At 52.7% G+C, this 23,400-nt stretch carries 18 protein-coding genes; 10 read left to right on the top strand and 8 right to left on the bottom strand.

The annotated features are described in order from the left end of the window. Window positions 1–12: 12 nt before the first annotated feature. Complete coding sequence (gene barA / locus C7387_RS12640) at window positions 13–2,766, bottom strand: two-component sensor histidine kinase BarA (protein WP_120816818.1); 2,754 nt, start codon at window positions 2,764–2,766, stop codon at window positions 13–15. A 57-nt stretch (window positions 2,767–2,823) separates the two neighbouring features. On the opposite strand from barA, the gene rlmD reads away from it, so the two are divergent. The 5 genes from rlmD (at window position 2,824) to eno (ending at window position 10,456) form a co-directional block, all read left to right on the top strand. Then, window positions 2,824–4,122, top strand: a complete 1,299-nt coding sequence (gene rlmD / locus C7387_RS12635) for a 23S rRNA (uracil(1939)-C(5))-methyltransferase RlmD (RefSeq protein WP_120816817.1) — start codon at window positions 2,824–2,826, stop codon at window positions 4,120–4,122. Window positions 4,123–4,173: 51 nt separating this feature from the next. Then, entirely contained in the window at window positions 4,174–6,408 is a 2,235-nt protein-coding gene (gene relA / locus C7387_RS12630) for a GTP diphosphokinase (protein ID WP_006818491.1), read from the top strand. A 16-nt stretch (window positions 6,409–6,424) separates the two neighbouring features. Then, the gene (gene mazG / locus C7387_RS12625; RefSeq protein WP_006818492.1) at window positions 6,425–7,216 is read left to right on the top strand and encodes a nucleoside triphosphate pyrophosphohydrolase; all 792 of its coding nucleotides are present in this window, start codon (window positions 6,425–6,427) and stop codon (window positions 7,214–7,216) included. Between the two features lie 224 nt (window positions 7,217–7,440). Continuing rightward, on the top strand, window positions 7,441–9,078 hold the full coding sequence (pyrG, locus tag C7387_RS12620) for a glutamine hydrolyzing CTP synthase (RefSeq protein ID WP_006818493.1): 1,638 nt from the start codon (window positions 7,441–7,443) through the stop codon (window positions 9,076–9,078). Between the two features lie 79 nt (window positions 9,079–9,157). Next, the gene (gene eno, locus C7387_RS12615) at window positions 9,158–10,456 is read left to right on the top strand and encodes a phosphopyruvate hydratase (RefSeq protein WP_006818494.1); all 1,299 of its coding nucleotides are present in this window, start codon (window positions 9,158–9,160) and stop codon (window positions 10,454–10,456) included. A gap of 62 nt (window positions 10,457–10,518) precedes the next feature. On the opposite strand, the gene C7387_RS12610 is transcribed toward eno, so the two are convergent. Beyond that, the gene (locus C7387_RS12610; protein WP_006818495.1) at window positions 10,519–11,628 is read right to left on the bottom strand and encodes an SDR family oxidoreductase; all 1,110 of its coding nucleotides are present in this window, start codon (window positions 11,626–11,628) and stop codon (window positions 10,519–10,521) included. 336 nt (window positions 11,629–11,964) lie between these two features. Further along, window positions 11,965–12,789 carry a MurR/RpiR family transcriptional regulator gene (locus C7387_RS12605; RefSeq protein WP_038255338.1) on the bottom strand — a complete coding sequence of 275 codons (825 nt, stop codon included), beginning with the start codon at window positions 12,787–12,789 and terminating at the stop codon, window positions 11,965–11,967. A 169-nt stretch (window positions 12,790–12,958) separates the two neighbouring features. Here C7387_RS12605 and C7387_RS12600 point away from each other — a divergent pair, with 169 nt between their 5' ends. Genes C7387_RS12600 through queE form a run of 3 tightly spaced genes read left to right on the top strand, consistent with a single transcriptional unit; the run spans window position 12,959 to window position 15,945 of the window. Further along, window positions 12,959–14,512 (top strand): PTS transporter subunit EIIC, encoded by a 1,554-nt coding sequence (locus tag C7387_RS12600; RefSeq protein ID WP_006818497.1) that lies wholly within the window; start codon window positions 12,959–12,961, stop codon window positions 14,510–14,512. Next, on the top strand, window positions 14,512–15,219 hold the full coding sequence (locus C7387_RS12595) for an N-acetylmannosamine-6-phosphate 2-epimerase (RefSeq protein ID WP_120816816.1): 708 nt from the start codon (window positions 14,512–14,514) through the stop codon (window positions 15,217–15,219). The genes C7387_RS12600 and C7387_RS12595 overlap by 1 nt, the downstream gene beginning before the upstream one ends. Before the next feature lie 54 nt (window positions 15,220–15,273). Beyond that, a complete protein-coding gene (gene queE / locus C7387_RS12590) occupies window positions 15,274–15,945 on the top strand; it encodes a 7-carboxy-7-deazaguanine synthase QueE (RefSeq protein ID WP_038255334.1) in 672 nt (223 codons plus the stop codon). A gap of 38 nt (window positions 15,946–15,983) precedes the next feature. Here the strand turns inward: queE and C7387_RS12585 are convergent, their stop codons facing one another. The 5 genes from C7387_RS12585 to C7387_RS12565 form a co-directional block, all read right to left on the bottom strand. Beyond that, window positions 15,984–16,346: a DUF1240 domain-containing protein gene (locus C7387_RS12585; RefSeq protein ID WP_276329990.1), complete on the bottom strand. Its 363-nt coding sequence runs from the start codon at window positions 16,344–16,346 to the stop codon at window positions 15,984–15,986. Between the two features lie 100 nt (window positions 16,347–16,446). Next, window positions 16,447–17,292: a hypothetical protein gene (locus C7387_RS12580; protein WP_244922374.1), complete on the bottom strand. Its 846-nt coding sequence runs from the start codon at window positions 17,290–17,292 to the stop codon at window positions 16,447–16,449. 18 nt (window positions 17,293–17,310) lie between these two features. Next, window positions 17,311–17,790, bottom strand: a complete 480-nt coding sequence (locus C7387_RS12575; RefSeq protein ID WP_040903246.1) for an Hcp family type VI secretion system effector — start codon at window positions 17,788–17,790, stop codon at window positions 17,311–17,313. Between the two features lie 189 nt (window positions 17,791–17,979). After that, complete coding sequence (locus C7387_RS12570; RefSeq protein ID WP_120816814.1) at window positions 17,980–19,458, bottom strand: FGGY-family carbohydrate kinase; 1,479 nt, start codon at window positions 19,456–19,458, stop codon at window positions 17,980–17,982. 11 nt (window positions 19,459–19,469) lie between these two features. After that, window positions 19,470–20,735, bottom strand: a complete 1,266-nt coding sequence (locus C7387_RS12565) for an MFS transporter (RefSeq protein ID WP_120816813.1) — start codon at window positions 20,733–20,735, stop codon at window positions 19,470–19,472. A 326-nt stretch (window positions 20,736–21,061) separates the two neighbouring features. On the opposite strand from C7387_RS12565, the gene C7387_RS12560 reads away from it, so the two are divergent. Further along, the gene (locus tag C7387_RS12560; RefSeq protein WP_120816812.1) at window positions 21,062–21,847 is read left to right on the top strand and encodes an SDR family oxidoreductase; all 786 of its coding nucleotides are present in this window, start codon (window positions 21,062–21,064) and stop codon (window positions 21,845–21,847) included. Between the two features lie 77 nt (window positions 21,848–21,924). After that, on the top strand, window positions 21,925–23,379 hold the full coding sequence (locus tag C7387_RS12555) for an FAD-binding oxidoreductase (protein ID WP_038255329.1): 1,455 nt from the start codon (window positions 21,925–21,927) through the stop codon (window positions 23,377–23,379). Window positions 23,380–23,400: the final 21 nt, after the last annotated feature.

Below are 23,400 nucleotides of genomic sequence, written 5' to 3'. Positions count from 1 at the left end.
CGGTAAGCGCCGTCAGTCAATTAACCGACGCGCTTCGCGCGTAACGTTATCCATCTCGTCCAGCAATTCCAGGAACTCCGGCTCCAGTTCATCCGCCGGGGTTCCATTGCGTAGCTGCCCCTCAATCAGATTGCACAGGTTTTTCAGCCGCGGCACGCCGCTATAACCACAGCTACCGTGCAGTTTGTGAATGGCATCAATCAGCCCTTCCGGCGCTTCGCCGACTAACTGCTCTTCAACTTTGTTACGGATCTCCGGCAGGAACGCCACCAGCATCTGCAGCATTTCTCGCGCCAGATCCGGCTTTCCAGCCGCCTGGCGCAGCGCCAGCTGCCAGTCGAGCGTCGCGTTGATGTTGACGGCGGGCTCCGGGGATTCCTGCGATGTCAGAGCGTTAGATACGTTGTAGCCGGGCTTGTAGCGCAGCAGCAGGTTGCGCAGTTTGTTCTCTTCTATCGGCTTTGCCAGATAGTCGTTCATCCCGGCGCTCAGCAGCTTCTCTTTTTGCCCCGCCATCGCGTGGGCGGTGACCGCAATCACCGGCGTCTGCTGCTGGTGTGGTAGCTGGCGGATAAGCTCACAGGCACGAATGCCGTCCATATCGGGCATCTGAATATCCATCAGGATCAGATCCAACTGCATCTGTTTAGCGCGCTCGATGGCCTGCTTACCGCTATCGCAAAGCGTAACGTACTGCACCTGATCCTCAAGCAGTACGCCGATGAGCTTCAGGTTTGCCGGGTTATCGTCCACCGCCATAACCGTCATCGGCAGCTTGTTGTTATCCACCAACAGCGGTGGTACCGGCTGACTGTGACGACCATAGGCCGTCAACGCCGGCAGCAGACGAGTGGCGGTTAACGGTTTTAGCAGACAGGCGGCTGCGCCGTTTTGTTTGAGCATCTCCGCGCTGACCTGAGCGTGGCAAGGAAGCGCCAGCAGCAGGTAATCCGTCATCGAACGCGCGATAGCGAGCTTGTCATAGTGCGCATCCAGATCGCGCATCGACACCGGAATGGCGATGAGCAGGATGTCGTAGTGATCCTGCGGTAGCGCCGAGAACGTCGGGCTGTAGACCACCTCGAGCGGCGTGGTGGCCAGCAGATCCAGCGTCGATTGCGCCGCCGCCGCGTTGGCTTCAACGTAGGCCAGACGCTTACCGACCAGACAATCGGTTAACGGGCCATCGGAAACGACGTTCGGATTGAGATCGAGGTTTATGTGGAACCAGAAGGTGGAGCCGCGGTTAGGCTGGCTGTGGAATGAGATATCGCCACCCATCTCTTTTACCAGCTTCTGGGTAATGACGAGGCCTAACCCGGTACCGCCGTGGCGGCGGGAGATACTGGCATCGGCCTGACGGAACGCCTGGAACAGCCGCGACTGGTCGCGCTCCGGAATACCAATGCCGGTATCGCGGATCTGTACTTCAATCTGCACCTTGGTATTGCTGAGTGCGCGCTTCTCAACCAGAACGTCGATATTGCCGCTTTCGGTAAACTTGATGGCATTTCCCACCAGGTTGGTGATCACCTGCTGCAGGCGCAGCGGATCGCCAATGACGTTGTCCGGCACATCGTTTTTGATGTTAAGCGTCAGCTCAAGGTTTTTGTCGTGTGCCGAATGCGCCAGCAGAGTGACAATCTCATCAAGGGTGTTACGCAGCGGGAACGGAATACTCTCAAGAATGAGCTTCCCGGCCTCCAGCTTGGAGAAGTCCAGCACGTCGTTGATGATAGCCAGCAGATTATTCGCCGAGCGTTCGATGGTGTTCAGGTGATCGCGCTGAGTGGTGGTGAGGTCAGTTTTCAGCGTCAGGCGCGTGAAACCAATCACCCCGTTAAGCGGTGTACGCAGTTCGTGAGACATATTGGCCAGGAATTCGGATTTGATTCGCGCGGCTTCCTGGGCGCGCTTTTTCGCCAGATCAAGCTCAACGTTCTGGATCTCCATCTGCTCTAAGGTTTCGCGCAGATCGGAGGTCGCCTGGTCAACGTTGTGCTGCATCTCCTCGTGATAGGCGGCAAGCGACATCGCCATCGAGTTGATGCCGTTTTTCAGCATATCCAGTTCGCCGAGCATAAAACCTTCGACGCGGCTGTCGAGCTGCCCCCGGCGGATGCGGTCAACGGTATTGACCATATTTCGGATTGGGCCGGTTACATCACGCATCAGCCGCCAGCCAAATATGAGCGCAATACCGATACAGAACAGCATCATGACGCTTGAGATAAAAATCTCTTTGTACTGCTGCAGACGTACCGACTTGAGATCGAGCTCCAGTGCCACGTAGCCCAGCATGTTGACCGGAGTTTTGGCGTCAGACTCTGGCGATTCATCAGGAGAATAGCTCTCGGAGATTATCGGCGTGCGCAGGATCATAATGTCGCCGTGGCGTGCCACGCTCAACCTTCGTGGGAAGGGCGCGTCTTTTGGCAACTGTAGCTGACCCGGATCCAGCTGGTAGTTGGAGGTAACAAACAGACGGTTGTGTTCATCGTACACTGAAATCGCCCGCACAATATCGGAATGGCGGCGATGCAGAACGCTAATCAGTTGGCCAATGGCCTCACGATTTTGCAGGTTCATGCCGTACTCGCTTGAAACCGCGAGAGGTTCAATAATACTGGCTCCGGCGTCTTCCAGTTGACGCTGTAGATCGTTATAGCGGTGTACCACAAAGAAGATACTGAGCAGCAAACCAATCAGTACGGTCGGTGCCAGGATCAGAATCATCATGCGAGCACGCAGGCTGTAGTTGGTCATGGAGTTCCGTTATGGGAGAATGTGAGTCAATATGTACGTTCGAGACAAATCTCTACAATGGCGCAATTCTACTCTGCAAAACGGCGCGTGACGACGCGCCAGATCATAACCGTGACGGTCAATGACCTCGATCCCTTCGGTCAGGGCGTGGCCCGCCATAACGGAAAAGCGCTGTTTGTGAGTGGCTTACTGCCGCAGGAAAGCGCGGAGGTGACGCTCACCGAAGATAAAAAGCAGTATGCCCGCGCACAGGTAAAACGTCGACTAAATGATAGCCCGGAGCGTGAAAAGCCGAAATGTCGGCACTTCGGAACCTGCGGCGGCTGCCAGCAACAACATGCCTCTGTTGACCTGCAGCAGCGCAGCAAGCGGGCAGCGCTTGCGCGTCTGATGAAACATGACGTTGATGAAGTGATTGCCGGAACGCCCTGGGGCTATCGTCGTCGGGCGCGTCTCAGCCTGAATTACCAGCCGAAAACCCAGCAACTGCAGATGGGGTTTCGTAAAGCCAATGCCAGCGACATCATCGATGTGGGGCAATGCCCCATTTTGGTGCCCCAACTTGAGGCGCTGCTCGCGCCGCTGCGGGAATGTCTGAGTAGCCTGAAATCTGCTCGTCAGCTGGGCCACGTCGAGCTGGTGCTGGCCGATAACGGCCCGCTGATGGTGCTACGCCATACGGCAGCGCTGCCTGCTGCCGACAAAGAAAAACTGGAACGCTTTTCGCATACTCACGCACTTGCGCTGTATCTGGCCCCGCAAAGCGAGATACTGGAGCACGTGTATGGTGAAACGCCATGGTATACGTCAAACGGTCTACGCTTAACGTTCAGTCCGCGCGACTTCATCCAGGTAAACGACAACGTGAACCAGCAAATGGTCGCGACGGCGCTGTCCTGGCTCGATGTTCAGCCAGACGATCGCGTGCTCGACCTGTTCTGCGGAATGGGTAACTTTACGCTCCCGCTGGCCCAGCGTGCCGCTGAGGTGGTGGGGGTCGAAGGGGTACCTGCTCTGGTTGAGAAAGGGCAGCAGAACGCGGCGTTGAATCATTTACACAATGTGACCTTCTTTCACGAAAATCTGGAGGAAGATGTTACCCGGCAAACGTGGGCGCAGCACGGCTTTGATAAGGTCCTGCTCGATCCGGCGCGTGCCGGTGCGCCAGGCGTAATGCAGCACATAATCAAACTTGCACCGAAACGTGTGGTCTATGTTTCCTGTAACCCGGCAACGCTTGCTCGAGACAGCGAGGCGCTATTGCAGGCGGGTTATCGGATTGGGCGTCTGGCGATGCTGGATATGTTCCCGCACACAGGGCACCTGGAGTCGATGGTGTTGTTCGAGCACATTTAATGAATCAAGGCTTGTCGAATTCGCCAGGCCCGGTCCCAAAAGGAGAGGACAATGGTTGCGGTAAGAAGTGCACATATAAATAAAGCTGGCGAATTTGATCCGCAAAAGTGGATTGCGAGCCTGGGTAACACCAGCCAGCAGACGTGTGAACGCTTAGCCGAGACATGGACCTATTGTCGTGAGCAAACCGAAGGACATGCTGACGCCGACCTGCTGCTGTGGCGCGGGGTTGAGATGGTGGAGATCCTGTCAATGCTCAGCATGGACAGCGACACGCTGCGCGCGGCACTGCTTTTCCCGCTGGTTGACAGCGGCGCCGTAACGGAAGAGGCCATCCAGGAGCATTTTGGTAAATCTGTTGTGGCGCTTATCCATGGCGTGCGCGACATGGCGGCAATTCGTCAGTTAAAAGCCACTCACAATGATTCCGTTTCTTCAGAGCAGGTCGACAACGTTCGCCGGATGCTGCTGGCGATGGTCGACGATTTCCGCTGCGTGGTCATTAAGCTCGCCGAGCGGCTGGCACATCTGCGCGAGGTAAAAGACGCTCCGGAAGATGAGCGCGTGCTGGCGGCAAAAGAGTGCACCAATATCTACGCGCCGCTGGCGAACCGTCTCGGAATTGGTCAGCTCAAATGGGAGCTTGAAGACTACTGCTTCCGCTACCTGCATCCGGAAGAGTACAAACGCATCGCGAAACTGCTGCACGAACGCCGTCTCGACCGGGAGCACTACATTGATGAATTCGTCGGTAAGCTCCGCTCTTCTATCAAAGAAGAAGGGGTGAAAGCCGAGGTATACGGTCGTCCGAAGCATATCTACAGCATCTGGCGCAAAATGCAGAAAAAGCACCTCGCTTTTGACGAGCTGTTTGACGTCCGCGCCGTGCGAATTGTCGCTGAGCGTCTGCAGGACTGCTACGCCGCGCTGGGGATAGTGCATACTCACTTCCGTCATTTGCCGGACGAGTTCGACGACTACGTTGCCAACCCAAAACCCAACGGTTATCAGTCTATCCATACCGTGGTGCTGGGGCCGGGCGGTAAAACCGTTGAAATTCAAATTCGTACCCGTCAGATGCACGAGGATGCCGAACTCGGCGTTGCCGCGCACTGGAAGTACAAAGAGGGGGCAGCAAGCGGCTTGCGCTCCGGGTATGAAGACCGTATCGCCTGGCTGCGTAAGCTGATTGCCTGGCAGGAAGAGATGGCCGACTCCGGCGAGATGCTCGACGAAGTGCGCAGCCAGGTGTTTGACGATCGGGTCTACGTCTTTACGCCGAAGGGCGACGTTGTGGACTTACCTGCCGGCTCCACGCCGCTCGACTTTGCCTACCATATTCATAGTGACGTTGGGCACCGCTGTATCGGGGCGAAAATAGGCGGGCGTATCGTGCCGTTTACCTATCAGCTGCAGATGGGCGATCAGATTGAAATTATCACCCAGAAGCAGCCGAACCCAAGCCGCGACTGGCTGAACCCGAACCTCGGGTATATCACCACCAGCCGTGGACGGTCGAAAATTCACGCCTGGTTCCGTAAACAGGACAGAGATAAAAATATCCTTGCCGGGCGTCAGATCCTTGATGACGAACTGGAACGGTTGGGCATCAGCCTGAAGGAAGCAGAAAAACACCTGCTGCCGCGCTACAACTTTAACGAAGTGGATGAGCTGCTGGCGTCCATCGGTGGCGGTGATATTCGTCTCAACCAGATGGTTAACTTCCTGCAGTCGCAGTTCAACAAACCCAGCGCTGCGGAGCAGGATGCCGCCGCGCTGAAACAGCTTCAGCAGAAGACTTACGCGCCGCAAAGCAACCGCAAGAAAGACGATGGACGGGTTGTGGTTGAAGGGGTTGGTAACCTGATGCACCACATCGCCCGCTGCTGTCAGCCGATTCCTGGCGACGAGATCGTTGGCTTCATCACCCAGGGGCGAGGTATTTCGGTGCACCGTGCCGACTGCGACCAGCTGGCAGAGCTGCAGTCTCATGCGCCGGAACGTATTGTTGAGGCGGTGTGGGGGGAGAGCTACTCTGCGGGCTACTCGCTGGTGGTGCGCGTGGTGGCGAACGATCGCAGCGGTTTGCTGCGCGACATCACCACGATTCTTGCCAACGAGAAGGTGAACGTCCTTGGCGTTGCCAGCCGCAGCGATACCAAACAGCAGCTGGCGACCATCGACATGACGATTGAAATTTATAACCTGCAGGTGCTGGGCCGCGTGCTCGGTAAACTGAACCAGGTGCCGGACGTGATTGACGCTCGCCGTCTGCACGGAAGTTGATATTTAAGGAAGAACCATGACTCAAATTGACCGCCTGCTTGGCATTATGCAGCGCCTGCGTGACCCGGAAAACGGTTGTCCGTGGGATAAAGAGCAGACGTTTGCCACTATCGCGCCCTACACGCTGGAAGAGACTTACGAAGTGCTCGACGCTATCGCCCGCGAAGATTTTGACGATTTGCGCGGTGAGCTTGGCGATCTGCTCTTCCAGGTTGTGTTCTACGCGCAGATGGCGCAGGAAGAAGGACGTTTTGACTTTAACGATATCTGCCGCGCTATCAGCGAAAAGTTAGAGCGCCGCCATCCGCACATCTTCGGTGATGCGACGGCGGAAAACAGCACTGAGGTACTGGCGCGCTGGGAGCAAATCAAAAGTGCTGAGCGAGCTGAAAAATCTCAGCACTCTGCGCTGGATGATATTCCGCACAGCCTGCCGGCGCTGATGCGCTCGCATAAAATTCAGCGCCGCTGCTCTGCCGTGGGTTTCGACTGGACATCGCTGGGCCCGGTGCTCGACAAAGTGCATGAAGAGATTGATGAGGTCATGCACGAAGCGCAGCAGGCGGTGGTGGATGAGGCTAAGCTCGAAGAGGAAATGGGCGATCTGCTGTTCGCCACGGTCAATTTATCCCGCCATCTGGGGGTAAAAGCCGAGGTAGCGTTACAAAAAGCGAACCTCAAATTTGAGCGTCGTTTCCGCGAAGTGGAAAGGATTGTTGCCGAGCGAGGCCTGGAAATGACCGGCGTTGACCTCGATACCATGGAAGCGGTGTGGCAGGAAGTAAAACGCCAGGAAACTGATCTCTAACGACTTTTGCACTTCAAGCGCGATTTGTGTGATTTTTAAAATGACAAGCGCTTGATTTGCGTCAAAAACAATTACTCAAAAGCGGCTATTTTCTCACTCCCTGAAATTATGTGAACCTGCTGAAGAGGTGGAAGAATGAAAGTTTGTGGCGCTCGTCGTGTTCGGGTATACTACTTTCCCGTCCTGGTTATTCCATCGTTTCACCCTAACTTCTCAGGTTCAGCATGACAACGAACTATATTTTTGTGACCGGCGGGGTCGTATCCTCTCTGGGTAAAGGCATTGCCGCAGCCTCCCTCGCAGCCATTCTTGAAGCCCGTGGCCTCAATGTGACCATCATGAAGCTGGATCCGTACATCAACGTCGATCCGGGTACCATGAGCCCAATCCAACACGGGGAAGTGTTCGTTACTGAAGACGGCGCTGAAACCGATCTGGACCTGGGTCACTATGAGCGTTTCATTCGCACCAAGATGACACGCCGCAACAACTTCACCACCGGCCGTATCTACTCAGACGTTCTGCGCAAAGAGCGCCGTGGCGACTATCTGGGCGCGACCGTACAGGTTATTCCGCATATCACTAACGCTATCAAAGAGCGCATTATCGCAGGTGGCGAAGGCCACGACGTGGTGCTGGTTGAGATTGGCGGTACCGTGGGTGATATCGAATCCCTGCCGTTCCTTGAAGCGATTCGGCAGATGGCGGTCGAAGTCGGCCGTGAACACACCCTGTATATGCACCTGACGCTGGTGCCGTACATGGCTGCAGCCGGCGAAGTGAAAACCAAACCGACGCAGCACTCCGTTAAAGAACTGCTTTCTATCGGTATTCAGCCGGATGTCCTGATTTGCCGCTCCGATCGTGCCGTTCCGGCCAACGAACGCGCCAAGATTGCTTTGTTCTGTAACGTTCCTGAAAAAGCCGTTATTTCTCTGAAAGACGTCGATTCCATTTATAAAATCCCGGGCCTGTTGAAATCACAGGGCCTTGACGATTATATTTGTAAACGATTCAGCTTGAACTGTCCGGAAGCTAACCTGGCCGAATGGGAGCAGGTTATCTATGAAGAAGCTAATCCGGCAGGGGAAGTCACGATTGGTATGGTCGGCAAGTACATTGAACTGCCGGATGCCTACAAATCAGTGATTGAAGCGCTGAAGCACGGTGGCCTGAAGAACCGCTTGACCGTCAACATCAAATTGATCGATTCGCAAGATGTTGAAACACGTGGTGTCGAAATTCTGAAAGGTCTTGATGCTATTCTTATCCCAGGTGGCTTCGGTTACCGCGGTGTAGAAGGCAAGGTTGCCACCGCACGCTATGCGCGTGAAAACAATATTCCGTATCTGGGTATTTGCCTGGGTATGCAGGTTGCGCTGATGGAGTTCGCACGTAACGTGGTTGGCATGGAAAACGCCAACTCAACGGAATTTGTGCCAGACTGTAAGTACCCGGTTGTGGCGCTCATTACCGAGTGGCGTGACGAAGAAGGTAACGTTGAAGTTCGTACCGAGAAAAGCGACCTCGGCGGCACTATGCGTCTTGGCGCGCAGGCTTGCCAGCTGTCTGACGATAGCCTGGTTCGCAAGCTGTACGGTGCGCCGGTTATTACCGAACGCCATCGTCACCGTTACGAAGTTAACAACCTGCTGTTGAAACAAATTGAAGCTGCGGGCCTGCGCGTTGCGGGCCGTTCCGGGGATGATCAGTTGGTCGAGATCATTGAAGTACCGAACCACCCATGGTTCGTCGCTTGTCAGTTCCACCCGGAGTTTACTTCTACGCCGCGTGATGGGCATCCGCTGTTTGCTGGCTTTGTGAAAGCCGCTGGCGAGTACCAGAAGCGTCAGGAGAAGTAAGAAAAGTTAGCACGACAACGCCCCACGAGGGGCGTTGTTTGTCTGGAGTTTTAGTTTAACTTGTACTGAGGAAAATCTAATGTCCAAAATCGTTAAAGTCATCGGTCGTGAAATCATCGACTCCCGTGGTAACCCGACTGTTGAAGCCGAAGTACACCTGGAAGGTGGTTTCGTCGGTATGGCAGCTGCTCCGTCAGGTGCTTCTACTGGTTCCCGCGAAGCGCTGGAACTGCGCGATGGCGACAAATCCCGCTTCCTGGGTAAAGGCGTACTGAAAGCAGTTGCTGCGGTTAACGGCCCGATTGCTCAGGCAGTGACTGGTAAAGATGCTAAAGACCAGGCCAATATCGACAAGATCATGATCGATCTGGACGGTACTGAAAACAAATCTAACTTCGGTGCGAACGCCATTCTGGCCGTTTCTCTGGCTGCTGCTAAAGCTGCTGCTGCTTCCAAAGGCATGCCGCTGTATGAGCACATCGCTGAGCTGAACGGTACTGCGGGCAAATTCTCTATGCCGGTTCCGATGATGAACATCATCAACGGCGGTGAGCACGCAGACAACAACGTTGATATCCAGGAATTCATGATTCAGCCGGTTGGCGCGAAGAGCCTGAAAGAAGCTGTACGCATGGGTTCTGAAGTGTTCCATCACCTGGCGAAAGTGCTGAAGTCTAAAGGCATGAACACCGCTGTTGGTGACGAAGGTGGCTATGCGCCGAACCTGGGCTCTAACGCCGAAGCACTGGCTGTTATTGCTGAAGCGGTTAAAGCAGCAGGCTACGAGCTGGGCAAAGACATCACTCTGGCGATGGACTGCGCAGCTTCTGAATTCTACAAAGACGGTAAATACGTTCTGGCTGGCGAAGGCAACAAAGCGTTCACCTCTGAAGAGTTCACTCACTTCCTGGAAGAGCTGACCAAACAGTACCCGATCGTCTCCATCGAAGATGGCCTGGACGAATCTGACTGGGACGGCTTCGCATACCAGACCAAAGTACTGGGCGACAAAATCCAGCTGGTTGGTGACGATCTGTTCGTAACCAACACCAAGATCCTGAAAGAAGGTATCGATAAAGGCATCGCTAACTCCATCCTGATCAAATTCAACCAGATCGGTTCTCTGACCGAAACTCTGGCTGCTATCAAGATGGCGAAAGATGCTGGCTACACTGCCGTTATCTCTCACCGTTCTGGCGAAACTGAAGATGCGACCATTGCCGACCTGGCTGTTGGTACCGCTGCAGGCCAGATCAAAACCGGTTCCATGAGCCGTTCTGACCGCGTTGCTAAATACAACCAGCTGATTCGTATCGAAGAAGCGCTGGGTGAAAAAGCACCGTACAACGGTCGTAAAGAGATTAAAGGCCAGGCATAATCGCCTTCCTTAATCTGAAATGAAAAATGCCAGTCGCGAGACTGGCATTTTTTTTGGAGCGATTATTTAAAATCTACGGCCATTTGTTGGGGAATCGATAACCCCTGAGTGGTTTGTACGCAGCGGGCGATATAGTCGGTAAAACGCGGCGGCTTCGGCATCCCGATACTCAGCAGCTTGTCGTTGCTGAAACGCACGTTAAGCGTGGCAAAGGCACCGTACAGACGCATGGCTTTCAGCATCAGACGCTCATTACATGGGCCAAAGATATGTTTCAGCTCGCGGCGCATCTTCACCAGCGTTTCATAACTTACCTGAGCATACTTATCGCCAACCGGGGCTTTCTCAAGCGCCTGAGCCATTGCGTTGTCGATATCTGCAAACTTCACGCTGTTCTCTTCACCGGCAGAAATATGCACCACTTCACCGCTGGCGAGTGAGCTTTCCAGCATCAACAGCATGGCATCTGCACAGTAATCTACCGGGATCACGTCAATGCGGTCTTCCATGGAGCACATGAATTTCTGCAGCATCAGACCCATGCTGAATACCCAGAAAATACTGCTGGAAGGCTGACAGCCGTGACGGGTGTGACCGACCACGATGGAAGGGCGGGCAATCAGCAGCGGTAATTTCGGACACTGCTCGCGCATCAGGCGTTCGATGGTGGATTTGGAATGCGTGTATTCAACCAGATGCTCGGCGTTCTCACGCAGCTCAGCGCTCTCCGCGACCAGCGAGTCTGGCTCCGGCGTGCAGGACATGGCGGTACCCACGTGCAGGAAACGCTGCAGCCCGGCTACTTTTTCCATGCGCTGGGCTAAGGCCAGCGTGCCTTCGACGTTGACTTTCCAGATAAGCGGATTGTTGCCGAAAGAAGCCACCGCCGCGCAGTTAAGCACGTGGGTAACTTTATCGAGGCGCGAGTCGGCAAGAAAATCCTCCGGATTGCCCAGATCGCCAAGCAGGATCTGCTCAGGCGTTAGACGCTGGAGGATCTCCTCGCTGATATTGAATTTACGCATATTGTCCCGTACCCGCTCAAGGCCAGATAGTGGGTCATTCGCGCGTACCAGAAGCAACAAATCCATGTGCTGATTGCTATTGAGGATTTTTTCTAATACTGCCCCGCCAAGGAATCCTGTCACCCCGGTAATGAATAATGTATTCATGCAAGCTATCTCATCATGGTTAGTGAGGCGGATTTTAGGCGCGCTTAATTAAACGGCATGTAAATAAAATGAAGGCGGGTTTGATGGTTTCTTAAGCTAATTTTAAGGTAAGGAAAAATGCGGGACGATATTTGACATTAGTCGAGTGAATAAAATTCCGTAGTAAATTAAAAAATAAATAACTTAATGATTTGTATGTGATTTATTTTGTTGATTTCGTTTTTTTAAGCAAAATAAAACAATTCTATTTGTAAAATAAAAAATGATTTGTTACATGAGAAATCAGCGTTTTTATTAAACGCAGGTCACGGGGAAAGTCACCTGCGTTTAATAACATTACAATAACAACGGTAATGTGGCGCTGGCGGTTTGCTGACTTATGTCGCTGTATTCATTATTTAAAGAAATAAGTGAAGTGGTCAGCAGCTCGATCAACAACATCACACCGACTTTGGCGTTCATGGCTCCCGCGCTCAGCGGTCCTTCCGGTTTGGCGGCGACCAGGAGCATATCGCTTAACGATGCCAGCGGGCTGCTTGGGGTGTTGCTCAGTACCAGCACCTGTACACCGCGCTTACGGGCAAGTTTAACCACGTGCAGCAAATCACGCGTTGAACCAGAACTGGAGATAGCAACGACCAGATCCTCTTTGCTGAGGGTGGTGGCATTCATCGCCGCGCGGTGCATATCGCTAAAGAGCTGCGCCGGCTTACCGAAACGCAGCAGTTTATAGTGCAGGTAATCCCCCAGAATAGCGCTCGCCGCCACGCCGTAAATCTGCACCGAACGCGCCTGATGCAGTGACTGTGCCGCGGTTTCGAGCATGCTGCGGTCAAGAAGCTTTGCGGTGTCCTGCAGCGCCAGCACGGATTCGTTCACCACTGAATCAATCTTATCCCCGGAAGGCTGCTGCGGCTGGCTGCTCTGAATATCCAGCGCCAGCGCCATTTTAAATTCGTTATATCCCTTACACCCCAGCACACGGCATAGCCGCGTCACGCTGGCTTCGCTGGTTTTACTCTCGCGAGCAAGCTCGGTTATCGTCAGATACAACACTTTTGCCGGGTCGTTCAGCACAAACTCGCCCAGCTTCTGCTGCGTCGGGCTGTAGCCGCTGATGCTCTGTCGCAGTCTGAGCAGCAGGTTTTCATTTTCTGACATGCCGGGTCCTTTATGCGTTTCTTTGCCGGATAGTGTGGCGGAAACGGGGGTAATCACGCCAGTCATTTTAAAAAAGTATGATCGGCTTCCAGGTTATTGGTGATAATTTTCACTTTAATAAATTTGTATGGTAAAAATTTTCATCAATCAACGGGCGTGAGATAAGACAATGACATTATTCAGTGGGGCCTCATCGGGGGGCTGGTTTGAAAAGGCACAGCGGTTTGGTAAATCCTTCATGCTGCCTATCGCCGTACTACCGGCAGCGGGTCTGCTGTTGGGGATTGGTGGCGCGTTGTCGAACCCGAACACGCTGACGGCATATCCGTTCCTCGACGTCGGCTGGCTGCAGGCGATTTTTACCATCATGAGCAGCGCCGGATCGATTGTGTTTGCGAACCTGTCGGTGCTGTTTGCGGTCGGTGTGGCGGTCGGCCTCGCGAAGACGGATAAAGGCACCGCGGGTCTTTCTGCGCTGCTGGCTTTTCTGGTGATGAATGCCACCATCAACGCGTTGCTCATTCTGACCGGCAAGCTTGCGACCAGTAATCCGGGAGCGGTCGGGCAGGGGATGACGCTGGGTATCCAGACGCTGGAGACCGGGGTCTTTGGTGGGGTGGTGATAGGCCTTGTAACCTGCACGCTGCATCATCGCTTTAATAAAATTTCGCTGCCGCAGTTCCTCGGCTTCTTCGGCGGTTCACGCTTTGTTCCGATTATCAGTTCGCTTGCGGCCATCGGCGTTGGCGCCATCATGACCGTGGTCTGGCCGCACTTCCAGAAGCTGATCTTTGGTCTCGGTGGGCTGGTGGATGCCACCGGCTATCTTGGCACTTTCCTTTACGGTTTTATCCTGCGCATGCTTGGCCCGTTCGGCCTGCACCACATCTTCTACCTGCCGTTCTGGACAACTGCCCTTGGCGGCAGCGAAATGATCAACGGGCATCTGGTGGAAGGGACTCAGCGTATTTTCTTCGCCCAACTGGCGGATCCTAATACCCAGCAGTTCTATATTGGCACCGCGCGGTTTATGTCCGGGCGCTTTATCACCATGATGTTTGGCCTGCTCGGTGCGTGCCTTGCGATGTACCACACGGCAAAACCGGAAAACAAAAAGCGCGTGGCCGGTCTGCTGCTTTCGGCGGCGCTGACCTCTTTCCTCACCGGGATAACCGAGCCAATTGAGTTCTCGTTCCTGTTCATCGCGCCGGTGCTGTACGTCATTCATGCGCTGTTTGACGGGCTGGCGTTCATGCTCGCACATATTCTGCATATCACTATCGGGCAGACTTTCTCCGGTGGCTTTATTGATTTCATCCTGTTCGGCATTTTGCAGGGCGAAGCGAAAACCCACTGGCTGTACGTTCCGCTGGTCGGTGTGCCGTGGTTCTTCCTCTATTACTTCACCTTCCGCTTCCTGATTAAGCGCTTTGATTTTGCCACGCCAGGCCGTGAGAAAGAGGCCGTTGTGGAGGCATCCTTAACGAAGAGTGAACGTGCCGAAGCCATCATTCGCGGCTTAGGTGGTAAAGATAATCTGGAAGAGGTGGACTGCTGCGCGACGCGTCTGCGGGTCACGGTGAAAGACGGAAGCAAAGTAGACGAAGCGGCGCTGAAGGCGACCGGTGCGCGAGGCGTCATCCTGCGCGGCAACGGCGTACAGGTTATTTATGGACCGCACGTCACCATCATCAAAAACGAAGTAGAAGAGATTTTAGCCTAATGACGACACGACTGGATTTTTTGAAAGGTAAACTGATTGTCTCCTGCCAGGCGCTGGAAAACGAACCGCTGCACAGCCCGTATATTATGTCACGGATGGCACTGGCGGCAGCGCAGGGTGGGGCGGTCGCTATTCGCGCTAACAGCGTTGTCGATATTGACGCCATCCAGCACCAGGTGGCACTGCCGGTCATTGGGATCATCAAACGTGATTACCCGGACAGCGAGGTGTTTATCACCGCCACCCTGCGTGAAGTGAACGAGCTGATGACTGTCGAACCAACGATTATCGCCCTTGACGCCACCGACCGCCCACGCCCGGGCGGGCAAACGCTGGCGGCGCTGGTCGCGCAAATTCGTGAGCGTTATCCAACGCTGCTGCTGATGGCGGATATTTCAAGCGTATCTGAGGCCGTCACCGCGCAGGAGTTGGACTTCGACTGTGTAGGCACCACGCTGTACGGCTATACCCGTGAGACGGCGGGGCACAAGCTTCCGGAAAACGACTGTCAGTTTCTGCGCGAGGTGGTAGCGGCGGTCTCGATTCCCGTGGTGGCAGAAGGGAACGTGGAGACACCGGAACTGGCTGCGCGCTGCCTGGAGATTGGGGCGCATACCATCGTGGTGGGCGGCGCGATTACCCGTCCGCAGCAGATAACCGGGCGTTTTGCGGCGGCGATTCAGGCGCAAAGCACCGATGGAGCATGACCCTCGGGCCGGGATCTGCGATACTTATCGTTTACTCCCCAGATTGAGATGACTATGCAGTACCCGATTAACGAGATGTTCCAGACCCTGCAAGGCGAGGGTTACTTCACTGGCGTTCCTGCCATCTTTATTCGATTGCAGGGATGCCCGGTGGGCTGTGCATGGTGTGATACCAAACATACGTGGGATAAGCTTAGCGATCGGGAAGTGTCGTTGTTCAGTATTCTTGCGAAAACCAAAGAGAGCGATAAATGGGGAGCCGGCAGCGCCGACGATCTTCTGGCGATTATTGGTCGCCAGGGGTGGACGGCGCGCCACGTGGTCATCACCGGCGGTGAGCCGTGCATTCACGACTTAACCCCGCTGACAACGCTTCTCGAGCAAAACGGCTACAGCTGCCAGATTGAAACCAGCGGCACCCATGAGGTTCGCTGCTCGCCAGAGACCTGGGTCACCGTATCGCCAAAAGTTAATATGCGTGGTGGCTACGACGTGCTCGAGCAGGCGCTGCTGCGCGCCGACGAAATCAAACATCCGGTCGGCCGCGTGCGTGATATCGAAGCGCTGGATGAACTGCTGGCGACGCTTCGCGATGACAAAGCGCGGATTATCGCCCTGCAGCCGATAAGCCAGAAAGAAGACGCCACCCGTCTGTGCATTGAAACCTGCATTGCGCGCAACTGGCGCCTGTCGATGCAGACGCACAAGTATTTGAATATTGCCTGACGGTAGTGATATGGGAAGATGAAGTCTTCCCATATTGTTTAAAAGTGGTGCATAAAATAAGCATGAGGGTCGATAGTTTTACAAAGGCTTTGGTCTGTCACATAAAAATTTTGGATTGCATCGTCTGAGATATTACATCTGATGTAAGGAGATAATGCCAGGGCAAGCCATAAAATAAAGGTGGCGATGAAACCTACTATAAATGAAATGCCGACAACCGGAATGGCGATAACATCAAACAGGGTGTTGTCATTTACCCTCTCACTACTTTTATTAAAGATATTTCGTAATGATAAGATTAAAATATAAATCGTGATTGGTAACGCACCGATACCAATCATTGATGCCTTTCCAGTTATGATGATATCACTCCATTGTATTATAGATAAAAATTCGACCATTACTGGACCAAGTAAAATGAACCAGATCATGATTGAAGATATAACTAGCAATGAAAAAGAGGCTAATTTTATCTTGATGAATTGATTGTTTATCATGATTTCAATATTTTAGTAATGGATTGAAAAATAATGATTCTCTTAAGGAGGAGGTGTTAATACTCTGATTGCTAAAATGCATTTTTCTTCTAATTTCGTATTTTAGGTTGTCTGATATACCTAAATTCTCATCGAGAATGTTAAAACCAATATTTGAGATGATCCCCGCAGCTATAAAGTAAAAAGTTGTTAATATGATAGAGGTTGTTACCAACACTAGTCCCCCCGCCACTGCCCCAATCACCAGTCCCGACACCAGTATCTTTGCCACATCCATGGTGATATCGACGAGAAAATCGGTAAGGTGATAATCTGATTTAAAAATAAACTCTATAGCCCGCCAGGCCAGCGAGAAGACGATGCAATATTTTATCCCGCTGACAATTGTGTGAAACATGCCGCGTCTGCCAATGGCCAGTTCCAGTATCTGGGGATGATGGGTGCCGTAGCGTGTACCGGTCAGGATCCGTCTTAATCCCGGGTAGCCGGTAATTTTAATGTAAGACTGACCATTCACCTTGTATTCAACGGCTTTGATGCTGAGAGCCTTAAAATTCATAATCAGCTGCTGGGCCGGGTTGTACCAGGTAGACAGCTTACTGATGTGACGAAATGCATCCAGCCCGTCCTTTATGTTTCCCGGTGCGGCCCGGAACGAAAAGAAATAATCTATACCCACGAGCAGGTCGTCGCTAACCTGCTGAGCCTCTTCAAGAGTAAGCAGCAGAATGGCGTGGCTTTCGGTAATGAAAGAGCCGTTCATCACCCCCATATCGCGTAACACCGGGTTCATGGAAGGCCACGGAATGGATTCATTTTGGTCATATAATGAGCTTCTGGATAGTTTCATTATTTTCCTCATTAATCGTTATAAAACACGGTCTTCCCACAGACTAAATGCGCTGGTATTTGCCATGACGTGCTCCCAGCTTATCGATTCATAGATTATTGATATGCGCTCCTGTGCTTCATTATTATTTTCAATAATATTATGAGGGATGATTGCCATGATATTAGAGAGATGAGCCTTGAATAATTTAATTTTGTAATATATCTCCTGCAAACCTACAGGATTTGTGCGATAGAGAAAAAACTCACACTCCAGTTCCTCGTTATCATTAATCGCTTTGTTTAACAACGGTGAGGCGCGGTCGACGGGTTTTATCATCTGTAGCGCATGATGGCATACATTGCTTTCCCGTGAGGTTTCGTGTTGCAGCCCGTAAACCATTATCTGGTCAATATGGTTAACTTGGGATTTATTACCAATGGAGTTTCGTGAACCGCAGTTTTCAGAAATGAGTCCCTGTTGGCTACCTTTAAGCGTTAGCCATGATAAGTTTGACATATTATTCTCTTTTATATATTCATATGGAAAATGATAATGCAATTTTCGAAGTTTAGTCTGCACCCGTTTTTATGCTACGGCAATGATTTTATTTATTTGGGGAGTCAGTAAGCAGAGAAGGACGGGGAATTATTACAATAACTGCTAATACCGGGGCAGGCTATATTGCCCTGGCCCGGTATCTTTTATTTACGCATTCGACCAGCTCTGGATGGCATCCACTTCGTTTAAATCACCGTGAAATACCGCATACGATTTTTTTAAAATCGGATCGGTATACTGCGTTAGCTCGCGGAAGATCCCCCTGTTCATCGTCTCATAGCGGCGGGCGTTATCGGCGATCGGCTCAAACACATCCTTCACCCTTACCATGCTGGCGACAGCTTGAGCGTAAGAGGGATACAAGCCGAGACCGACTGCCGTATTGATAGCCGCCCCCAGGCTTGCACAGCTGTTTACACTATTGCGCCGGGTCGGCAGGTTAAAGACGTCAGCGAAAATCTGCATAAACAGATCGCTGTTCGAGCCTCCGCCGGTGATGATGAGCTGACGGGCGTGGCGCTGCATTTCGCGGCACATATTGTCGTGGTTATTTTTTAACGTCAGCGCGATGCTTTCGAGGATCGAACGGTAGATCCATGCGTAATCCATGTTCGCGGTAAAACCGAGCATGATCCCACGTTTGAACGGCTCCCAGGGGTTGGTAAGCCAGTCGAGAACGGTCATCAGTCCATCACAGCCCGGTGGCACCAGGGCGGCTTTTTGGTTCAGCAAGTCTTCGGCAGATATTCCCCGGGCGGCGGCGTCCTGAATCAGCGAATCTCCAAGCATGTCGCGCAGCCAGCTGACGGTCCACATCCCCTTGCGGATACCGTAGCCCTCATACAGCAGCGTTTCAGGGATGGATGACATGATAGGCCAGTAAGCGGTAGGGTTATCCGGCAGGGCTTTTCCGCTCATCATCAGGGCGATATAAGTCCCGAGGGAAATCACCGCCGTTTCATCATCCAGCAGGCCGGCGCCGAGGGCCTCTACCGGTTTGTCGCTGGTGGTGCAGACGACGGGCAGCCCCTGTGGAAACCCGCTCGCTTGCGACGCCTCAGCCGTGATATGCCCTAATATCGTACCCGGCATCTGGACATCAAATAGCATACGCCGTGGGAGGTTAAACTTCTCAATGACGTGAGGATTGTCGCTCCATGTCCAGGTTTTATAATCGACGGGCCACTGGCCAAAATAGTTGGCGATGTTGTCTTTGAACTCGCCGGTGAGGCGGTGGGTCAGATAACCGGAGAACGAAGTGACCCAGGCCACGTCAGCCTGGGTATGCTCGTAGGGGCGGGTGACCCGCGCATCCTGCCAGCTGATAAGCGGTGCGGCGGGCGTACCGTCGGCTTTAAGCAGGGCGCGACAGCAGCGAATAGAGCCGAGGCCGATGCCAACAATGTCTTCAGCACGGCCAGTAAAATGGCGCATTAGATCCTGTCCCGCGGCACACAGCGAAGTCCACAGATCGTCGTCAGGATGCTCGGCGGTCTCTGCATCCGGCGTGTGCATCGGCTGTAGCGCACCTTTGCCTTCACAAACGATGTTCCCCTGCAGGTCATACATCACGACTTTGGTGCTCTGGCTCCCGCCATCAATTCCGATGATATATTTTCCAGACATGCTCATTCTCCTTAATTTTCAGCCATCACTGGCGCGGCATTTTCAGCACGGATCTTCCGAAACAGTAATACGGTAAACACGATAACCATCACGACCGCCGCCAGCCCCATCAGCCACATATTGCGATATGCCTCGGCGGGCGGCAGTGTGTCCTGCCAGTAGCCGACAACCGGGTAAACGAACACGTCAGGCAGAAAGCCAATCACCGAACAAATCCCGACCGTGGTGCCCATAATAAAGGTGGGCGTTCTGGCTTCTCCCGGGCAGGCGAAGTAAAGTCCGCGCGAGGCATAGCAGGTAAAGGCCAGCAGTAGAATAAGCCCGATGCCCAGCACCACGGACTGCGGGTTGCGGTTAGTCAACAGGAGAGCGACCAGCGCGAGGGCACTGATGACGGAAAGAATTTGAATCACCCGCGTTGGCGATTTCACCCGGCTATAGGTGGTTATCAGCCCACCGAGTGGGCCGCAGATGGCGCGGAAAATTTTGTTGATGACGATCCCCATGTAGCTCGCCGCCACCAGACCCATACCGTACATTTCGGTCAGGTAGTTGGTGGAGTAGCTCAGAATGGCGTAGATGGTATACACGCCAAAAATAACCATGCTGCAATACCAGGTGGTGCTGATGCGCAGTACCGACAGGATATCGCTGAGCCTGAAGGCCCGGTTCTCCTGCGAAACCTCTTTGTGGCTATCGCTGACAAAGAACCAGCACAGTACGCCGAGTAGCAGATACACTACGCTGTAGATAAGGATCACCGTCTTCAGACTCTGCGGGTCGTCTGGCGCGAAGCGGGAAAACGCCCACATGGTGAAGACCGCCAGCGACATGACCCCCACACCGCGCAGTCCCTCCATCCAGCCCATGATTTTCCCCTGCTCGCTGTGGTCACCGAGCAGTGAGGCTGCTTTTATCGATACCGACCACAGCATCAGAATGGTGGTCACGGCGAAGGCTACCTGAATTAACAACATCACCCACAGAGGGGGATAGGTGTACATCACCAACCCCAACAGCCCGGTAATAATCATCGCAGCGGTGATCATTTTACGGTGTGAGAATTTATCGGCAATGACGCCACTTGGTGCGTACAAAATAATGGCGGTAATACCGAAGGTACTCATGATTAATCCTATTTCGGTATTACTAAATCCCATAAACTTTGCCATTGGGATTTGATAGATATAACGTAAATAGGCCAAATCAAAGCTGACGCCACCGCTGAAGCTAATAATGGCGAGGGTAATCCAACGGCGATATGATGAATGTTGCATATCGTGGCCTCATGGTTTTACAGGCAAAAAAAAGAGAAAAGTAAGCCGCCTTTTCAGGTGGATTACTTTTCTCATGGTCTCTAGTAATGGCGTTCAGAAATAACATGGAAGCTGTGTTCTGAGTGTGAGAATTATCACGCTTCATGGAAAATTTTCGCAAAATGATATTAATAACCATGTCTGTGAGTCAGCTCACATTAGCGCGCAGATGGCTGTGTTAAAAATTCAAACCAGTTACCAGAGATAATGAGAAAGGTGACTTCCCTCTCGCAGGGGAAGTTGCCTTTCTTTTTTTTTTGCCTAAAGGAACCCGGAGCGTAACCATTATGTCAATCGAATCACTTAATGCATTTTCAATGGATTTTTTCTCCCTGAAAGGTAAAACCGCGATCGTCACCGGCGGCAACAGCGGCCTGGGCCAGGCGTTCGCGATGGCGCTGGCCAAGGCTGGAGCTAACCTGTTTATCCCAAGTTTCGTGATGGACAACGGTGAAACGAAAGAGCTGATTAAACAGCAGGGTGTCGAAGTTGAGCTGATGCAGGTAGATATCACCGCCGCAGGCGCGCCACGTCAGATCATCGCGGCCTGCTGCGAGCGTTTTGGCACCGTTGATATTCTGGTTAACAATGCAGGGATCTGTAAGCTCAACAAGGTGCTGGATTTTGGTCGTGCAGACTGGGACCCAATGATCGACGTTAACCTGACGGCGGCTTTTGAACTGAGCTACGAAGCGGCAAAAGTCATGATTCCACAAAATAGCGGTAAGATTATTAATATCTGTTCGCTGTTCTCTTACCTGGGTGGCCAGTGGTCCCCGGCCTATTCTGCTACCAAACATGCGCTGGCTGGATTCACTAAAGCCTATTGTGATGAATTAGGACAATACAATATTCAGGTGAATGGTATTGCGCCGGGATATTACGCTACGGATATTACATTGGCTACGCGTAGTAATCCGGAAACGAACCAGCGTGTATTGGATCATATTCCGGCTAATCGTTGGGGAGATACTCAGGATTTAATGGGGGCAATGGTTTATCTGGCCAGCCGGGCATCGAATTATGTTAACGGTCATTTATTGGTTGTTGATGGCGGATATTTAGTAAGGTAAGTCCTGAATCTTTATTTTTGTGGTTTCTGTAGGTGAATGAATTTTTATTCCGTGTTAATTATCAGGAAGGAATGGTTATGTCTTTATCCCGCGAAGAGATTGTCGACCAGTTAAAAGAAATTGTTGGTCCCGAGCGCGTTATTACTGATGAAACGGTGCTGAAGAAAAGCAGTATCGACCGCTTTCGCAAATACGCCGATATTCATGGCGTATATACGCTACCGATCCCTGCAGCGGTGGTAAAGCTGGGCTCAACCGAGCAGGTCTCACGGGTGCTGACATTCATGAACCAGCATCATATCAATGGGGTGCCGCGTACCGGCGCTTCCGCTACGGAAGGGGGGCTTGAGACTACGGTTAAAAACTCCCTCGTGCTCGATGGTTCCGGCATGAACAGCATTCTGAGTATCGATATTGAAAACATGCAGGCGACCGCACAGTGCGGCGTGCCGCTGGAAGTACTTGAAGAGGCGCTGCGGGCCAAAGGCTACACCACCGGACACTCACCGCAGTCAAAACCGCTGGCGCAGATGGGAGGGCTGGTGGCAACCCGTAGTATTGGGCAGTTTTCTACCCTGTACGGCGCCATTGAAGATATGGTCGTCGGTCTGGAGGCTGTACTGCCTGATGGCACTATCACCCGCATCAAAAATGTGCCGCGCCGCGCTGCTGGCCCGGATATTCGCCACATCATTATCGGTAATGAAGGGGCACTGTGCTACATCACTGAAGTGACGGTGAAAATCTTCAAATACATGCCAGAAAACAACCTGTTTTACGGCTACGTGCTGGACGATATGAAAACCGGCTTCAGCATCCTGCGGGAAGTGATGGTGGAAGGGTATCGCCCGTCTATTGCCCGTCTGTACGATGCGGAAGATGGCACCCAGCACTTTACCCATTTTGCCGATGGCAAATGCGTGCTGATATTTATGGCGGAAGGGAATCCACGGATGGCGAAAGCAACCGGAGAAGGGATTGCCGATATTGTTTCCCGCTTCAAGGGATGCCAGCGCGTTGACAGCAAGCTGATTGAAACCTGGTTTAATCATCTGAACTGGGGGCCGGACAAAGTGGCCGCCGAGCGTGTACAAATACTCAAGACCGGCAACATGGGCTTTACGACAGAAGTCTCCGGTGACTGGGCCAATATCAACAACATCTACGAAAGCGTGATTGAACGCATTCGTCGTGAATTCCCACATGCGGACGACATCACCATGCTGGGCGGCCACTCGTCACACAGCTATATCAACGGCACCAACATGTATTTTGTGTATGACTACAACGTGGTGGACTGCAAGCCAGAAGAGGAGATCGACAAATACCACAACCCGCTGAACCAGATAATTGTCGAAGAGACGCTGCGCTTTGGTGGATCTATGGTTCATCACCACGGTATTGGTAAGCACCGCGTTCACTGGAGCAAGCAGGAACACGGTAGTGCCTGGGCGCTGATGGAAGGGCTGAAGCGCCAGTTCGATCCTAACGGCATTATGAATAGCGGGACAATTTATCCTGTTGAGAAATGAAGACAAAACGGCTTCCCGTCC

Source organism: Yokenella regensburgei (assembly GCF_003634235.1).
GTDB classification, from domain to species: domain Bacteria; phylum Pseudomonadota; class Gammaproteobacteria; order Enterobacterales; family Enterobacteriaceae; genus Yokenella; species Yokenella regensburgei.
Note: the sequence above shows the minus strand (reverse complement) of the source record. Positions and strands in the feature narration are given on the sequence as shown.

Coding starts and splice junctions, on each gene's coding strand:
- barA (WP_120816818.1), bottom strand. CDS start 2,766: ATGACCAACTACAGCCTGCGTGCTCGCATGATGATTCTGATCCTGGCA.
- rlmD (WP_120816817.1), top strand. CDS start 2,824: ATGGCGCAATTCTACTCTGCAAAACGGCGCGTGACGACGCGCCAGATC.
- relA (WP_006818491.1), top strand. CDS start 4,174: ATGGTTGCGGTAAGAAGTGCACATATAAATAAAGCTGGCGAATTTGAT.
- mazG (WP_006818492.1), top strand. CDS start 6,425: ATGACTCAAATTGACCGCCTGCTTGGCATTATGCAGCGCCTGCGTGAC.
- pyrG (WP_006818493.1), top strand. CDS start 7,441: ATGACAACGAACTATATTTTTGTGACCGGCGGGGTCGTATCCTCTCTG.
- eno (WP_006818494.1), top strand. CDS start 9,158: ATGTCCAAAATCGTTAAAGTCATCGGTCGTGAAATCATCGACTCCCGT.
- C7387_RS12610 (WP_006818495.1), bottom strand. CDS start 11,628: ATGAATACATTATTCATTACCGGGGTGACAGGATTCCTTGGCGGGGCA.
- C7387_RS12605 (WP_038255338.1), bottom strand. CDS start 12,789: ATGTCAGAAAATGAAAACCTGCTGCTCAGACTGCGACAGAGCATCAGC.
- C7387_RS12600 (WP_006818497.1), top strand. CDS start 12,959: ATGACATTATTCAGTGGGGCCTCATCGGGGGGCTGGTTTGAAAAGGCA.
- C7387_RS12595 (WP_120816816.1), top strand. CDS start 14,512: ATGACGACACGACTGGATTTTTTGAAAGGTAAACTGATTGTCTCCTGC.
- queE (WP_038255334.1), top strand. CDS start 15,274: ATGCAGTACCCGATTAACGAGATGTTCCAGACCCTGCAAGGCGAGGGT.
- C7387_RS12585 (WP_276329990.1), bottom strand. CDS start 16,346: ATGGTCGAATTTTTATCTATAATACAATGGAGTGATATCATCATAACT.
- C7387_RS12580 (WP_244922374.1), bottom strand. CDS start 17,292: ATGAAACTATCCAGAAGCTCATTATATGACCAAAATGAATCCATTCCG.
- C7387_RS12575 (WP_040903246.1), bottom strand. CDS start 17,790: ATGTCAAACTTATCATGGCTAACGCTTAAAGGTAGCCAACAGGGACTC.
- C7387_RS12570 (WP_120816814.1), bottom strand. CDS start 19,458: ATGTCTGGAAAATATATCATCGGAATTGATGGCGGGAGCCAGAGCACC.
- C7387_RS12565 (WP_120816813.1), bottom strand. CDS start 20,735: ATGCAACATTCATCATATCGCCGTTGGATTACCCTCGCCATTATTAGC.
- C7387_RS12560 (WP_120816812.1), top strand. CDS start 21,062: ATGTCAATCGAATCACTTAATGCATTTTCAATGGATTTTTTCTCCCTG.
- C7387_RS12555 (WP_038255329.1), top strand. CDS start 21,925: ATGTCTTTATCCCGCGAAGAGATTGTCGACCAGTTAAAAGAAATTGTT.